The 14,899-nt window shown below is 63.9% G+C and carries 11 protein-coding genes; 7 read left to right on the forward strand and 4 right to left on the reverse strand.

Annotation, left to right across the window (positions count from 1 at the left end):
* Nucleotides 1-126 precede the first annotated feature (126 nt).
* Both VWZ81_RS09315 and VWZ81_RS09320 read left to right on the forward strand, forming a co-directional pair.
* On the forward strand, nt 127-1,893 hold the full coding sequence (locus tag VWZ81_RS09315) for a type I secretion system permease/ATPase (RefSeq protein WP_416542571.1): 1,767 nt from the start codon (nt 127-129) through the stop codon (nt 1,891-1,893).
* Nucleotides 1,890-3,293 carry an HlyD family type I secretion periplasmic adaptor subunit gene (locus VWZ81_RS09320; protein WP_416542572.1) on the forward strand — a complete coding sequence of 468 codons (1,404 nt, stop codon included), beginning with the start codon at nt 1,890-1,892 and terminating at the stop codon, nt 3,291-3,293. Before VWZ81_RS09315 ends, VWZ81_RS09320 begins: the two co-directional genes overlap by 4 nt.
* Nucleotides 3,294-3,535: 242 nt before the next feature.
* Here VWZ81_RS09320 and VWZ81_RS09325 read toward each other — a convergent pair whose 3' ends face one another.
* Nucleotides 3,536-4,552, reverse strand: coding sequence for a replication initiator protein A (locus tag VWZ81_RS09325; protein WP_340547838.1), 1,017 nt, complete (start codon nt 4,550-4,552; stop codon nt 3,536-3,538).
* A gap of 497 nt (nt 4,553-5,049) precedes the next feature.
* Here VWZ81_RS09325 and VWZ81_RS09330 point away from each other — a divergent pair, with 497 nt between their 5' ends.
* Both VWZ81_RS09330 and VWZ81_RS09335 read left to right on the forward strand, forming a co-directional pair.
* Nucleotides 5,050-6,465, forward strand: a complete 1,416-nt coding sequence (locus tag VWZ81_RS09330; protein WP_340547839.1) for an AAA family ATPase — start codon at nt 5,050-5,052, stop codon at nt 6,463-6,465.
* 101 nt (nt 6,466-6,566) lie between these two features.
* A complete protein-coding gene (locus VWZ81_RS09335) occupies nt 6,567-7,682 on the forward strand; it encodes a ParB/RepB/Spo0J family partition protein (protein ID WP_416542573.1) in 1,116 nt (371 codons plus the stop codon).
* 82 nt (nt 7,683-7,764) lie between these two features.
* Here VWZ81_RS09335 and VWZ81_RS09340 read toward each other — a convergent pair whose 3' ends face one another.
* Both VWZ81_RS09340 and VWZ81_RS09345 read right to left on the reverse strand, forming a co-directional pair.
* Nucleotides 7,765-9,069 carry a UDP-glucose dehydrogenase family protein gene (locus VWZ81_RS09340; protein ID WP_260107657.1) on the reverse strand — a complete coding sequence of 435 codons (1,305 nt, stop codon included), beginning with the start codon at nt 9,067-9,069 and terminating at the stop codon, nt 7,765-7,767.
* Nucleotides 9,070-9,403: 334 nt separating this feature from the next.
* Complete coding sequence (locus VWZ81_RS09345; protein ID WP_416542574.1) at nt 9,404-10,414, reverse strand: NAD-dependent epimerase/dehydratase family protein; 1,011 nt, start codon at nt 10,412-10,414, stop codon at nt 9,404-9,406.
* Nucleotides 10,415-10,568: 154 nt separating this feature from the next.
* Between VWZ81_RS09345 and VWZ81_RS09350 the strand changes: the two genes are divergently transcribed.
* Nucleotides 10,569-11,609, forward strand: coding sequence for a glycosyltransferase (locus VWZ81_RS09350; RefSeq protein WP_416542575.1), 1,041 nt, complete (start codon nt 10,569-10,571; stop codon nt 11,607-11,609).
* A gap of 12 nt (nt 11,610-11,621) precedes the next feature.
* On the opposite strand, the gene VWZ81_RS09355 is transcribed toward VWZ81_RS09350, so the two are convergent.
* Nucleotides 11,622-12,530: an ABC transporter permease gene (locus VWZ81_RS09355; protein ID WP_416535230.1), complete on the reverse strand. Its 909-nt coding sequence runs from the start codon at nt 12,528-12,530 to the stop codon at nt 11,622-11,624.
* Nucleotides 12,531-12,646: 116 nt separating this feature from the next.
* Between VWZ81_RS09355 and VWZ81_RS09360 the strand changes: the two genes are divergently transcribed.
* Nucleotides 12,647-14,077: a sugar transporter gene (locus tag VWZ81_RS09360; protein WP_416537088.1), complete on the forward strand. Its 1,431-nt coding sequence runs from the start codon at nt 12,647-12,649 to the stop codon at nt 14,075-14,077.
* 17 nt (nt 14,078-14,094) lie between these two features.
* Nucleotides 14,095-14,751 (forward strand): ABC transporter ATP-binding protein, encoded by a 657-nt coding sequence (locus VWZ81_RS09365; protein ID WP_340547845.1) that lies wholly within the window; start codon nt 14,095-14,097, stop codon nt 14,749-14,751.
* The last annotated feature ends 148 nt before the right edge of the window (nt 14,752-14,899 follow it).

Below are 14,899 nucleotides of genomic sequence, written 5' to 3' on the forward strand. Positions count from 1 at the left end.
CCCGGGGGGGTCTAGCCCTGGTTCAGGACAGCGATTTGGTCCCCGGCCAAGGATTGCCACCTTGGACCAGGGCGCTGATCTGCCAGCTTCAGAAACTTCACATCGTGCAACCGGGGGGTCACGGGTATGAAGACGAAACGGGTCTTTGACGGACAGCGGGGTGTTATCACCTCAATTTTTGTAGCGAGTATCTTTGTTAACCTGCTTGTCCTGACAGCGCCGCTGTACATGTTGCAACTGTTTGCCCGGGTCATGGCTTCGGGCAGCATGCCAACCTTGATTGCTTTGACCACCGGCGCGGCAATCGCGCTGGTGTTCTTCTTTCTCTTTGATGTCATTCGCCAGCGCCTCGTCGCCCGCCTCGGCTCGCGGCTGGAGGCCCGGCTGAGCCCGGTTGTCCTGCAAGGGATGATCAGCGGCAACCTGCCCGCGCCTCTGCGCACGGCGGAACCGATCCGCGACATTCAGGATCTGCGCGGCTTTGTCACCAGCCCGGTGTTCATTGCGCTCCTGGATGCGCCCTGGTCGCTGCTGTTCATCGGGCTGATCTTTCTGTTCAGCCCGATCCTGGGGCTGGTCTCGGTGGTGGGTCTGCTGATCCTGCTGGGGCTTGGCGTGCTGAGCGAGGTCTTTGCCCGCGCGCCCGGCAAGACCTCCGAGGAGGCCGCCCGCGAAACCAATGCCGCGGTTGAGGAGATGATGGTCAATGCCGAGATCATCCACGCCATGGGCAAGACCTCTGCCCAGATCGGCCGCTGGCGGGGGCGCGCCTTTACCGCCATTCTCTTTGGCACATTGGTCACCGACCGGGTGGCGCTGATGACCTCGCTGGCCAAGGCCACCCGCATGGGTCTGCAGATCGCCGTGCTTGGCGTGGGCGTGGTGCTGGTGATCAACAACCAGCTGACACCGGGGCTGATGATTGCCTCCTCGATCCTGCTGGGCCGGGCCGCCGCCCCGGTGGAGCAATCCATCGCCGGCTGGCGTGCCCTGCTCAAGGCCCGCAGCGCCATGGAACGGCTGAACCTCCTGCTGGCCCATGCCGAAGACACCAGCGACCGGATGGAACTGCCCGATCCCACCGGGCGGCTGTCGGTGGAAAATGCCACCGTGGTGCTGCCGGGGCGGCAGGATCCGCTGCTTCTCGACATCACCCTGTCGCTGCAACCGGGCCATGCGCTGGGGCTGATCGGCCCGTCGGGCGCGGGCAAGACCACATTGGCGCGGGCGCTGGTGGGGCTGCAACCGCTGGTGCGGGGCCATGTGCGCATCGATGATGCCGCCCTCACCGATTGGGACCCCGAACAGATCGGCCGCCATATCGGCTTTCTGCCGCAGCAGGTGGAATTGTTCCGCGGCACCGTGGCCGAGAATATCGCCATGATGGATCCGACATCGAAACCCTCTGATGTGGTGGCCGCCGCCAAACTGGCCCGCGTGCATGAGCTGATCCTGGCCCTGCCCGGCGGCTATAACGCCGAAGTCGGCCCGCGCGGCGGGTTCCTCTCCGCAGGGCAGCGACAGCGGATTGGTCTGGCCCGCGCCTTCTTTGGCGATCGCAAGCTGATCGTGCTGGATGAGCCCAATGCCAATCTCGACCCCGAAGGCGAAGAGGCCCTGGCCGCCGCCATCGAGGAGGTCTGCACCCGTGGTGCCATCGTGGTGGTGGTGACGCATCGGCTCAACCTGTTGCGGCGGGTCAGCCATGCCGCCCTGATACAGGAAGGGCGGATTGCCCGCTTTGGCGAGGCCCGTCAGATCATCGAAGCCGCCGCCCAGCCGATGAGCCGGGCCCAGAGCGATCCCAAGGTGACCAATCTCGCACCGCGCCGGGCGGCGGCCCGGACGGACACCGATGCAGAGGCCAGCGCCGCAGAAGGAGCCCAGTCATGAGCCGCAGCAACAGCCGGGAGCTGGCCCCGCGCGCCGCCAGCGAGATTGAAATAAACCGGGGCTTTCAGGACCTGATGCCCGATGGCTTCACCCTGCCCCGCACCCCGCCAACCCGCGTGCGCCAATTGGTGCTGTGGATGCTGGTCTGCGGCTTTGGCCTGTTTGGCGGTTTGGTGTTCTGGGCGACCAGGGCCGAGCTGACCAGCGCCGTGGTGGCCCCCGGGGAATTCACCGTGGATGGCGACCGGCTCAGCGTGCAGCATCTGGAGGGCGGCATCGTCCGCGAGATCAATGTGGCCGAGGGCGATATGGTTGCCGAGGGCGATGTGATCGCGGTGCTGGACGGGCGCCGGATGCGCGCCAACCGCGCCATCCTGACCAGCCAGATGGCCAGTCTTCTGGCCCAGCAGGCGCGGCTTAAGGCGGAGCTGGCCCAGGCTGATCAGATCGAGATCCCGGCCGAGCTGGACCAGCTGATTGCCGAGGATCCAGAGCTGGTCTCGCTGTTTGAGGTGCAGCGCGATGTCTTCGCCAGCAACCGCGCCTTGTATGAAGGTCAGGTGCAGATCCTGCGCGACCGGATTGCCCAGCTGGGCAAACAGCTCATCGGGCGGCAGGCGCGGCTGACCGCGGTCGAGGATCAGCTGACCCTGATCAGGGGCGAGGTCGCCGATCTGCACAAGCTCTATGAAAAAGGCCTGGTTCCCAAGACCCGGCTCAGCGACCGGCTGTTGCAGGAAACCGGGCTGATGGGCACGTTTGGCGCGCTGGAAAGCGACAGCGAAAACCTTCAGGAGCGTGTCGCCGAAACCGAGGAGCGCATTCTGCAGGTGCACCGCGACACGGTGAACCGGATCTCCAGCGAAACCCAGCTGGTGCAGGAGCGTATTCTGGACCTGCGCCAGCGGCTGGATGCGGCGGAGGATGTGATCGAACGCCAGACCATCCGCGCGCCGCAGGCCGGCCGGGTGGTGGAGCTCTCCATCAATACGCTGGGCCAGGTGCTGAACCCGGGCCAGAATGTGCTGGAGCTGGTGCCCTCGGGCAGCGATCTGATTGTCGTGACCCGCGTCTCGCCCACCGATATCGACGAGGTGGTGACCGGTGGCCGGGCCCGCGTGCAGCTCACCGCCTATAGTTTCCGCTCCACCCCGCCGGTCCGGGGCGAGGTGGTGATGGTGGCGGCCGACAGCATTGCCGATCTCAACAGCGGCATTCCCTATTACCGCGTTCACATCCGCATTCCGCCCGAAGAGCTGGCGGCGCTGCCCAACGTCAAGACCCTGCCCGGCATGCCGGCCCAGGCGATGATCGAAACCGGGCGGCAGACCTTGGCGGATTACCTGCTCAGCCCGGTGCTGCGCAGCATGTCGAACGCGTTGAGAGAGGGGAATGGCTGATCAGGGATGCGCGGCCGGTAAGACGTCTGGCGTTTCATACCTGGGGGGGACCTGATCAGACTTCCTTTCGCCCGTCCGGCCTCTGGCCGGGCGGGTCTTTATCTGGGCAGACCGCCGGCAGGCACCGTCGTGCAAATTAGGTCCGGTTCGGCCCAAATGTTTCGCGTGCGAAACATTTAGACAATAATGCTGACCTATTTCAAAAAGCAAACCCGTCTCTGACACGGGGCTTTTCCCCTGCCCTATTCCGTGGCGCGTTTCTTCACCCAGCCCAGAAAGGCCGCATCGGGGCGGCGCAGCCGCGGCGCGCCGGAGCGCACCCACATTTCGCGCCAGTCGGCCTCCAGCGCATAGACGTCAATGCCGGGGATCAGGCTGCGGGCCTGTTCCAGCGCGCGCGCACTCAGCACCGGCGGGCGCTGGCTGTTGTCCAGCACCGCATGTTTCTGGGAAAAGCGGATCAGATCCCCCGGCAGCTCTTCCATCGCGTAATCCGGCAGCGGCTGGGCGGTGATCATGTCGCGCAGCATCTTGCGGAACACCCGGCGCGGGCTGGCGGAGCCGGATTTCTTCAACAGCGTCTCCACCGAGATCTGCCAGCTGTCCTGGCGGCCGCAATGTTTGCGCGCCAGCTCATAGATGCGCCGCTCCAGCGGTTTGCGGAGACGGAAGTAATCGCGGCTGAGGGTCAGCACCGATTTCGACAGCACCGCGCGATAGATCCATTCGCTGAGCGTCACCACCACATTGACCATCCGCCCGCCGCGCGCCTTGCGCACGATCTCCCAGCTCTCGATCAGGCCAAAGCCGCTGGTGACCTCCTGCCCGCCGGTGACGATATTGGTGGTGATGCGGGTGCCCGCCAGCCGCTCGAACGCCTCGCGCAGGCGGCGGTAGGCATCGCCCGAGGTCTCGCGGTTGGTCGCCACCAGCAGATCATGGGCGGTGAGATGCAGCGTGCGGCTGACCTGCCGGCCGGCATTCACCGCCGCCATCAGCTGGCTGATGCAGAAGATCAGGATGTCCTTGTCATGGATCGTCGCCAGCCCTTTGACCGAGGGCACCACGGTGATCTCCGCACCATTATGTTCATAGTTCAGGATGCGCCGGTCCGGTCTTGTGCCGAGCGAGAACAGCGGATGCTCCATCGAGGCGAGATCGTTTTTCGGAATCGCATCGAAGATATCGCAGAGAAAGAAATCCCCCCCCTGCGCCGCGCTGCCCCCTGCGGTCATCTGGCCCGAAATCTGGCCTGCCATATTGCTGTCCCGTCTGCTCTGCCCGCCCCCCGCTTATCCGGGCCTTATGGCCTCTTTCGGGGTGACTCGCGTCTTCGTGGTTTTGATTACGCCCACCCTAAAGTTATCCACACCACTTCTCAACGGGGGTTCGGAGTCACTGGTTCGGGGGTTCAGAGTCAGTCTTTCGGGGTTTCGGAATCGCAGCAGCCCGAAAATCGGCTCCAAACGCCAATGAAAAAAGGGCTTTGCCGCCACTGGTGTTGCGCCTTAACTTATATATAACTCAATTATAACAGGTAGAAAAAATCGACAGGGCAGAAATTGCCCCGGTCCCGCCCCGGATCCAGCCGGTTTCTTTTACCGCAACTCCCGGATTTGCTTAGAAAATTCAAAACAGATGCGCATATATCTTCCATGTGCGCTGTTTTATGCTATCATCTCCAAAAGGCCGCACATCAAACAGGGAGCCCTACAGGTTCCCTGCACCGGCGGACCCAGGCAGAGGCGTGAGAGCAATGGCACGAGACATCCAGAAGAAAGATCCAGGCCGCAATGCGGCCGGGCTGCCCCCCTATTTCAACATCGACCCCGACGCCGCCCTCGGCGATCTGGAGGCCCCCACCAGCACCGGCGGCTTTGCCGATATCGCCGAGGCCTGCGCGCGCGGCCGGGCCGATCTCTCCAGCCGGGGCATGAACGAAGAGGGCCGCAAGGAGCTGCGCCTGTTCTCCACCTGGGAGATCACCCGCTATCTGATCCCGGTCGCCCAGGCCCATTTCCGCCGGGTGCTGAAGGCCAACCCAGATCTGCCGCAGGGCCGCTCCGAGACCGAAGGTGGCGCCAAATGGTTCACCCTCGACGAGGTGCTGCGCCTGCGCGCGCATTTTGCCGCCCAGGGATCCAAGGCGAAGGATTACCAGCCCTACCGCCCCGAAGGGCTGCCCGCCAAAATGGTCGCCGTGGCCAACTTCAAGGGCGGCGTCGGCAAGACCTCCACAGCGGCCCATCTGGCGATGTCGGCGGCGCTGGATGGCTACAAGGTGCTGGTGATCGATCTTGATAGCCAGGGTTCGATGACCTCGATCTTTGGTGGCCGCGTGGAGGATGAATGGCAGACCGCCTTTCCGCTCCTGGCGCGCCATTACGGCGATCACCTGCGCCTGGAAAACCAGCGCCGTCTGGATCGCGGCGATGCGCCCCAGCCGCTGGACGACAGCCTGTCGGCGGCGATGGGCATGACGGCAGCGGATGTGATCCAGCCTACCCATTGGCCCAATATCGATCTGATCGGCGCGCAGCTGAACCTCTACTGGGCGGAGTTCCAGATCCCGGTCTGGCGGATGGCCGCGCGCAGCTGGAAGCTCTGGGATGCGCTCACCGAGCGGCTGGAGGCTGATGGCGTGCTGGAGCAATACGACGTGATCTTCATCGACACGCCGCCGGCGCTTGGCTATCTCACCATCAACGGGCTGTCGGCAGCGGATATCCTTCTGGTGCCGATGGGCGCGTCGTTTCTGGAATTCGACAGTACGGGGCGGTTCTTCGATATGCTGCATTCCACCTTCGCCTCCATCGAGGAGGGCGAGAATCTGGCGGCGCGCGCGCTGGGGCGGCCGGAGATTGCCTTTGAATGGGATGCGGTGCGCACGGTGATCACCCGCTATGACGGCGCCCAGCAGGGCGAGCTGGCGGCCTTGATGCAGGCCTATCTGGGGCCCACCCTGTCGCCGCACCGGCAGGATTACACCGCGCTGATCGGCCAGGCCGGCGAGCAGGTCAATGGCATCTACGAGGCCGATTACCGCGATTTCAACCGCGAGACCTACGCAAGGGGGCGCGAGACCTTTGACGCCACCTATGCGGCCTTCAAGCGGCTCCTGCTGGCGGTCTGGCGCCGGGATGAGTTGCAGATGCAGCGCGCGGCGCAGTAACGGGCTAAAAACGCAAAGCGCCTCATACTGCGACCCTGCACCCCCCAAAGGGCAAACAGGGCGTGCAGGGATCAGAACAGGCGCAGGAAGAGGACAGGCAGATGGCAAAACGCAAACGGCTTTCACCGGCACAGCCGACCTATCTCAGCACGGCACCTGAGAACAAATCCGCCCTCGGCGGCCCCGGTTCGCTGTCAGCGCCGCCGATTGCGCAGGTCGCCTCCGAAGCCGCCACAGAGGGCGCGCTGCAGGAGCTGACAGCGGTGCTGGAGACCGCCCGCGCCAAGGGGCTGATGATCGAGGAGATCGCGCTTGGCGCCATCGACGAGACCCATCTGGTGCGCGACCGGCTGGAGCAGGACGAGGAAGAGATGGGGGCGCTGGTCGGATCCCTGCGCGCCCGTGGCCAGCAGACCCCGATCGAGGTGGTCGCCCTGGGCGCGCAGGCCCCGGCGGGCAAGACCCATGGTCTGATCTCCGGCTGGCGCCGTCTGACCGCGATGCGCAGGCTATATGCCGAGAGCAATGATCCTGCCTTTGCCACCATCAAGGCGCTGGTGATCCAGCCCGACGGGGCCGAGGGCGCCTATGTGGCGATGGTCGAGGAAAACGAAATCCGGGTGAACCTCTCCCATTACGAACGCGCCCGCATTGCGGTACGGGCGCTGCGCGAAGGGGTCTACAGCAGCCAGAAATACGCGCTGCAATCGCTCTTTGCCAATGCCACCCGCGCCAAACGCTCCAAGATCGGCAGCTTTGTCACCCTGGTCGAGGCGCTGGATGAGGAGCTGCTGTTTCCCACCGCCATCCGCGAGAAACTGGGGCTGGGGCTGGCGCGGGCCTTTGTGCAGGATCCGGGCTTTGCCGATGCGGTGGTCGCGGCCCTGCGCGCCACCACCCGCCCCACGGCGGAGGCGGAACAGGCGCTGCTGAGCCAGCTGCTTGAGGCCCATGAGGGGAGTGAGATCGCGCCGGCAGATCCGCCGGATGCGGCCCCTGCCCCGGTTCCGTCCTCTGCCCCGGGTCCTTCTCCGGTGCCACGGGTGCGCAGCCTGGATCCGGCGGACAGCATCGGCGCACATGAGCGGGTGAGCGTGCAGGCCGCCGCTGGCGTGCGGCTGGGATTCACCCCCGGCCAGCAGCGGATCGAACTCACCGGGACAGCGGTGGACAGCACCCTGATGGAGGATCTGAAGGCCTGGCTGCGCCACCGCTGAACAGAGTCTGAGGATGATGTGAAAAGACCCTGATACAGCTGTATCAGGGTCTTTTTGTGTTTGGGGCGATGTCCGGGTGGGTTTAGCGGCCCACCCCGATATAGGTCTCGAACCCGGCGCGTTTGGCGGCTTTGGCGGTGTAGATATTGCGCAGATCCACCATCCGGGGCTGCGCCATCTTGCGCCCCAGCGCCTTCAGGTCGAGGGCGCGGAATTCATTCCATTCCGTCAGCAGCACCACCAGATCGGCATTGCGCACGGCCTTGTAGGGATCGTCTTCCCATTTGACACCGGGCAGTAGATCGCGGCCTTCGGCCTCGCCCTGCGGGTCCACCACCCGCACCTTGGCGCCGCCGCCGATCAGGGCCGGCACGATGGTGAGGCTGGGGGCCTCGCGCATGTCATCGGTATTGGGTTTGAAGGTGACGCCAAGCACCGCGATGGTCTTGCCGTTGAAACTGCCGTCACAGGCATCGCGCAGCTTCTCCAGCATCCGCGCCTTGACCTCCTGATTGACCCGCATCACCGTTTCGGTGATCTGCATCGGATAGGCGTGGTCCTGCCCGATGCGCGCCAGCGCGGCGGTGTCCTTCGGGAAACACGACCCGCCATAGCCGGGACCGGCATGCAGAAACTTATTGCCGATGCGCCCGTCCAGCCCGATGCCACGGGCGACCTCCTTTACATCGGCGCCCACCCGTTCACAGAGGCCTGCGATTTCATTCATGAAGGTGATCTTGGTCGCGAGAAACGCATTGGCGGCATATTTGATCATCTCGGCGCTTTCGAGATCGGTGGTGAGGATCGGGAAATCGCGCAGGTAAAGCGGCCGGTAGATCTCGGCCATGACCTCGGCGGCGCGGTCGTTCTGCACGCCGACAACCACCCGGTCGGGGCGCATGAAATCATCAATCGCCGCCCCTTCGCGCAGGAATTCCGGATTGGAGGCGACGTCAAATTCCGCCGCCGGATTGGCTTTGGCAATCACCTGTTTCACCTGCCGGTTGGTGCCCAGGGGCACGGTCGATTTGGTGACCACCACGGTATAGCCCTGAAGGGCGGCGGCGATCTCCTCGCTGGCGGCCATCACATAGGTGAGATCGGCATGGCCATCGCCGCGCCGCGTGGGCGTGCCAACGGCTATGAACACCGCTTCGGCCTCGGCCACGGCGGCGGCCAGATCATCGGTAAAGGACAGCCGGCCCGCAGCCACATTGCGCGCCATCAGATCCTCCAGCCCCGGCTCGTAGATCGGCACCTCGCCGGCCTGCAGCCGCGCAATCTTGGCCGCATCCTTGTCGACACAGATCACATCATGGCCAAAGTCGGAAAAACAGACGCCGGAGACCAATCCGACATATCCGGTGCCAATCATTGCAATGCGCATGGGGGCGGTCCTTTGCTGTTGCCTCATATCCTCCGCTTGCAGGGGCGGAGTGTTGGGGATCAGACATATACGGGCGCGCGGGAAGCGGGAACCGGAATTTTGGTCAGGACTCAGGCTGATCAGGGTGCGGAAGTGGCCCAATGGGGAGGGGAGTGAAATAGGTCCGGTTCGGACCAAATGTTTCGCACGCGAAACATTTGGTCAATTATGCTGACCTAATTTGAGGGGATGTCCTGATCCCGATTTTACAGAAATCGGGAGGCCTGCGGCGCGAGTATTTGGGGAAAGGTGACAGGTCAGAAGCGCATGTCGCGCCAGATCAGCCCTGCCCGGATCAGCCTTGGGTGCCGCTGTAATACGCCCGGTACCAGGCCACAAACCGCGCGACGCCTTCTGCGACGCTGACCTGCGGTTCATATCCGGTGAGCTGGCTCAGCAAGCTGGTATCGGCCCAGGTGGCAGGCACATCGCCGGGCTGCATGTCCATCAGGTTTTTGCGGGCCGTGATCCCCAGCGCGGTTTCCAGCGCCGCGATATACTCCATCAGCGGCGTGGGTCTGGAGGCGCCGATATTGACCACCCGGAAGGGGGCGACAGGGCTGAGATTGTCCTGTTCCGAGACCGGCTGATCCCCCGGCACCGCGTCGATCAGCCCGGTGATGCCCGCAACCAGATCGTCGATATAGGTGAAATCCCGGCTCATCCTGCCGTGGTTATAGACATCGATCGCCTCACCGGCCTCTATCGCCCTGGTGAATTTGAACAGCGCCATATCGGGCCGGCCCCAGGGCCCATAGACGGTGAAAAACCTGAACATCGTGGTCGGCAGCCCGTAGAGATGGGCATAGGAATGCGCCATTGTCTCGCCGGCCTTCTTGGTGGCGGCATAAAAGGACATCTGATGATCCGCCTGCTGGCGCTCATCAAAGGGCATCTGCGTGTTGGCGCCATAGGCCGAGGAGGTGGAGGCGATCAGCATATGGGCGGGCGGATGGGCGCGGGCGGCCTCCAGCAGTTCAAAGGTGCCGATCAGATTGGCCTCAAGATAATCGCGCGGCGCATCGATGGAATGGCGCACCCCGGCCTGGGCGGCGAGATGGATCACCACATCCGGTTTATGGGTGGCAAACAGCCCCATCAGGCGGCCGGGATCTTCCAGCTTGCCAATGATTGGCGTGAAGCCCGCGTAGTCCGCCAGCCGCGCATGGCGGCACTCCTTCAGGGTGACGTCGTAATAGGGCGAGAGGCAATCCAGCCCAATGACATGCCAGCCTGCGGCGAGCAGCCGGTCTGCAAGGTGATAGCCGATAAAGCCGGCCGATCCGGTGATAAGAGCGGTTTTCATGCCCCTTAGGTGGCGGCTTGGACGCGGGGTGTCAAATGCTTCCTGTGGCGCGGGAAAGCGACCTGTGACCGGCAGGTGAATTGACAGCACGGTCTATTTATGAGCTTTGCGCCCTGAACCAGATCCGCCGCCGCCCACAGGAGCCTTTGCCACCGTGACTGAAACCCTGATCCCCGAGCCCGCGCATCAGGCTGCGGCCGCCGCTGGTGCTACCGCTGGTGCCGGACGTCTGGTGGCGGTGGTGGTCACCTATAATCGGCTTGCGAAACTCAAGGTGACATTGGCGCGGCTGCTGGAGAGCCCGGGCGCGGAGCTGGCCGCTCTGGTGGTGGTGGACAATGCCTCTGACGATGGCACCGGCGACTGGCTGGCGACCTGGGGCGCGGATCATTCGCGGGTTGATGTGGTGACCAGTGCCACCAATCAGGGCGGGGCCGGGGGCTTTGCCCTGGGGATGCAGCGCGCGATGGAGGCCCATACACCAGACTGGCTGGTGGTGATGGATGATGACGGCCGCCCGGAACCCGGCGGGCTGGCGGCGTTTCACGCCATGGGGCAGAGCGGTGAGCTGGCCCATTGGGACGCGGTGGCGGCGGCGGTCTATTTCCCAAGCGGCGAGATCTGCGAGATGAACCGCCCCTCGCGCAATCCGTTCTGGAGCCTGGGGCATTTCCTGTCCACCGCGCGCAAAGGGCGCGATGGGTTCCATATTCCGCGCAGCGCCTATGACGGCGGGCTGAGCGCGATTGATGTGACGTCTTTTGTGGGGTTTTTCATCTCGGCGGCGGCGGTGCGGCGGGTGGGCTACCCGGATCCGGACCTGTTCATCTATGGTGATGATGCGCTTTATACGCTGGGGCTCAGTGCGGCGGGCGGGCGCATCTGCTTTGCCGCCGATGTGCGGTTCGAGCATGATTTCTCCACCTTCAGCAATGGCGACAGCGGCCAGCGCTTTCGCCCGCTGTGGAAGGTCTATTACCACCACCGCAATCTGCTGCTGCTTTATCGGCAGGCGGCGGGCTGGCTGTTCTGGCCGGTGCTGCTGCTGATCCTGCCGAAATGGATCCTGAAAGTGCGTCATCACCCCGGCGTGCGCCGCGCCTATCTGCGGCTCACCTGGCTGGCGGTGCGCGACGGGCTGCTGCGGCGTCTGGGGCGCCGCCATGCCGCGGTGCTGGCAGAGGCTCGCGAATAAATAAGGCGCAGATCAGCGGTTCAGGATCACCCGGTGATAGCGGCGCATCAGGATCAGGCCCAGGGCGGTCAGTGTCATACCGATCAGCAGCACATAGGCATGGCTGACGTAATCGGCATTATAGGTGGGATAAAATCCGGTGCGCATCAGCCCGATGATATGCAGAAGCGGATTATACCACAGAATGTCCTGTGCCACCGGCGGCAGGTCCTCGTAGATATAGATCACGCCGGAGGCCAGGAACAGCGGCCGGGTGATGATCGACCAGGCCACATCCCACAGGGGAAACAGCCCCATCAGCACCGCATTCATGCAGCCGACCCCCAGCCCGAGGATCATGGCGAGGGCGATGGCTTCGACCAGGGGGGGCAGGTCGATGGCGGTGCGGCTGTCGATCACCGCGAGGATACCGGTCATCAGCAGGGTGGTGATGACAATGCTGGTCAGGCTGTTCAGCACAAACCGTGCCAGGATCGCATCCAGCCAGGTGACAGCGGGGTATCGCAGCAGGGGGCGGGAATAGGCAAGCGCCCGCGCAACGGTGCCGGAGAGAGTCTGATACAGGTTAAATGGCAGGAATCCGGTTGCGTAAAACAGCAGGAAACTGGTGCCGAGCGACGGCGTGCGGATCACCAGCGAGAAGCCCAGCGACAGGAACAGGATCGCGGCCAGGGGCTCCAGGATCCCCCAGAGATAGCCACCGGGGGTGCGCCCGTAGCGGGTCGACATCTCGCGCAGCACCAGCGCGGCCACGGTGCGCAGCGTCGCCATGCTGCGGCGGTGGCGGCGATGCGGATTGGCGGCGGGGCTGGTGGGGATCTGGGCCGGCGTCTGGGCGGGAGCCTGTGCCGTAACCTGTGTCTTTGGCGGGCTTAACGGACGGGGCTGAGCCGGGGGCGCAGAAGAAGACAGGCTGGCCATGAACACCCCATGAATACCCATTGTGAAACGCGGATCGCGAACGGTATTATGAGAGAAACAAAAGACAATGACAAACGGCTTGGGGCAGGGTGCTTTTGGGCCAGGACAGGTTGATCATGACACAGACGCCCCCGTCGGCCCTGGCCGGACGCCCCGCCTCAGAAGAGGCGACATCAGAGGAGGCGGCTGCGGCAGATACCGCAGCAAGCACAGCAACCGGTACACCCGCGGCCTCTCCTGCTGCCACAGCATCGGACACGGCCCCGGATGCAGCAGAGGCCGCCGCCCCTGTCCAGCGGGTGCCGGATCCGGTCAAACAGCTGAAACGGGTACGGCGCAAGGCGCGCAAGGCCGAGGCCGCCGTGGCCGAGCTGGAGGCGCGTATCGCTGAGGCCGAGCAGCGCCCGGCCTATCCGCTGGCACGGCCTGCCAGCATGAAAAAACGCCACTGGGGGCTGGTGATCAGCTTTGTGGCCTTGGTGCTGGCGCCGCTCCTGGCGGTGATGATCTATCTCTGGACCTTTGCCGAGGATCAATATGCCTCCACCGCAGGCTTTACCGTGCGCAGCCAGGAAAGCAGCGGCGCCAATGATCTTCTGGGCGGGCTGGCGCAATTTACCGGCAACAGCAGCGCCTCGGACAGCGACATCCTCTATGAATTCATCCAGAGCCAGGAAATGGTGGCCGCGGTCGATGCGGCGGTGGACCTGCAGGGGCATTACAGTGCGCTCTGGCCGCGCGACTGGGCCTTTGCGCTCTGGCCGGAGGCGACGATCGAGGATCTGACCTGGTACTGGCAGCGCATTGTCGGGATCTCCTTTGACAGCGGCTCGGGGCTCATTGAGGTGCAGGCGCTGGCCTTTGACGCAGAAACCGCGCAGGCGATCACAAAAGCCATCGTCGCCGAGAGCCAGACCCGGATCAATGCGCTCAATGAACAGGCGCGCGCCGATGCGATGCGCTATGCCCGCGCCGATCTGGACGAGGCGCTGGAGCGGCTGAAGGAAGCGCGTCAGGCGCTGACCCAATTTCGCACCCGCACCCGGATCGTCGATCCCGAGGCCGATATCCAGGGCCGTATGGGGGTGATGAACAACCTTCAGCAGCAGCTGGCCGAGGCGCTGATCCAATATGATCTTCTGCGGGGCACGGTCAGCGAGGCGGATCCGCGGCTGACCAAGGCGCAGCAGCACATCGACGTCATTCGCGACCGCATCAATATCGAACGGCAGACCTTTACCTCTGACAATACCGACACCGGTGGTGTCGGTGAGGATTACCCGTCGCTGATTGCCGAATTCGAACGGCTGACGGTGGATCGCGAATATGCCGAGGAAAGCTACCGTGCCGCGCTGACGGCGCTGGAGGTGGCACGCGATGATGCCGCCCGTCAGAGCCGCTATCTGGCGACCTATATCAACCCCACCCGCGCCACGGAGCCGGAATACCCGCGCCGCGCCGTGCTGGCGGCCCTGGCCGGGCTGTTCCTGCTGCTGACCTGGTCGATTCTGGCGCTGATCTATTATTCGATCCGCGACCGCAGCTGAGGCGAGAGGGCAGGGCAGTGATCCGGTTTGAAAATCTGACCAAGAGCTTCTGGCTCAAGGGGGAGCGGCGGGTTGTCATCGACAATCTGAACCTGACGCTGCCGACGGGCCGGTCGCTGGCGCTTCTGGGGCGCAACGGGGCGGGCAAATCCACCCTGCTGCAGCTGGTGGCGGGCACCATGCGCCCGGATCATGGCGAGATCATCTCCGATGGGTCGATCTCCTGGCCGGTGGGGCTGGCGGCGTCGTTTCATGGCGATCTGAGCGGGGCGGAGAACGTCCGTTTCATCGCCCGGATCTATGGGGTCGATACCGATGATCTGGTGGCATTTGTCGAGGATTTTGCCGAATTGGGCAAATTCTACCATATGCCGATGCGCAGCTATTCCTCGGGGATGCGGGCGCGGCTGACCTTTGGTGCGTCTATGGGGATCAAATTCGACACCTATCTGGTGGATGAGGTGACGGCGGTGGGCGATGCCGCCTTCAAGCGCAAGAGCCGCGATATCTTTACCGACCGGATGCGCCACTCCAGCGCCATTCTGGTCAATCATTCGATGCGCCAGCTGCGCCAGTTCTGCAATGCGGGGCTGGTTCTGGACAATGGTCGGCTGCGCTATTTCAGCGATCTGGATGAGGCCATTGCCGAGCATCACCGCCTGATGGCGGTCTGATGGCGGTCTGGCGGCGCTGCCCGATCTGCGGTTATGTCGTCGCAATATTCTGAAACAAAAGGGAAATGCGGCTCTTCGCCTGTGCGGAAACCGAACCTTGTGTGCCTCTGGATTGTTTGACAAAAAGGGCAGGGGACGCAAACAGGAC

It is taken from the genome of Phaeobacter sp. JH20_34 (assembly GCF_048056095.1).
GTDB classification, from domain to species: domain Bacteria; phylum Pseudomonadota; class Alphaproteobacteria; order Rhodobacterales; family Rhodobacteraceae; genus Phaeobacter; species Phaeobacter bryozoorum.

Bases quoted from the DNA above. Each gene is read 5' to 3' on its own strand.
- VWZ81_RS09360 (WP_416537088.1), top strand. From the start codon at position 12,647: ATGACACAGACGCCCCCGTCGGCCCTGGCCGGACGCCCCGCCTCAGAA.
- VWZ81_RS09345 (WP_416542574.1), bottom strand. From the start codon at position 10,414: ATGAAAACCGCTCTTATCACCGGATCGGCCGGCTTTATCGGCTATCAC.
- VWZ81_RS09340 (WP_260107657.1), bottom strand. From the start codon at position 9,069: ATGCGCATTGCAATGATTGGCACCGGATATGTCGGATTGGTCTCCGGC.
- VWZ81_RS09325 (WP_340547838.1), bottom strand. From the start codon at position 4,552: ATGGCAGGCCAGATTTCGGGCCAGATGACCGCAGGGGGCAGCGCGGCG.
- VWZ81_RS09330 (WP_340547839.1), top strand. From the start codon at position 5,050: ATGGCACGAGACATCCAGAAGAAAGATCCAGGCCGCAATGCGGCCGGG.
- VWZ81_RS09315 (WP_416542571.1), top strand. From the start codon at position 127: ATGAAGACGAAACGGGTCTTTGACGGACAGCGGGGTGTTATCACCTCA.
- VWZ81_RS09355 (WP_416535230.1), bottom strand. From the start codon at position 12,530: ATGGCCAGCCTGTCTTCTTCTGCGCCCCCGGCTCAGCCCCGTCCGTTA.
- VWZ81_RS09335 (WP_416542573.1), top strand. From the start codon at position 6,567: ATGGCAAAACGCAAACGGCTTTCACCGGCACAGCCGACCTATCTCAGC.
- VWZ81_RS09320 (WP_416542572.1), top strand. From the start codon at position 1,890: ATGAGCCGCAGCAACAGCCGGGAGCTGGCCCCGCGCGCCGCCAGCGAG.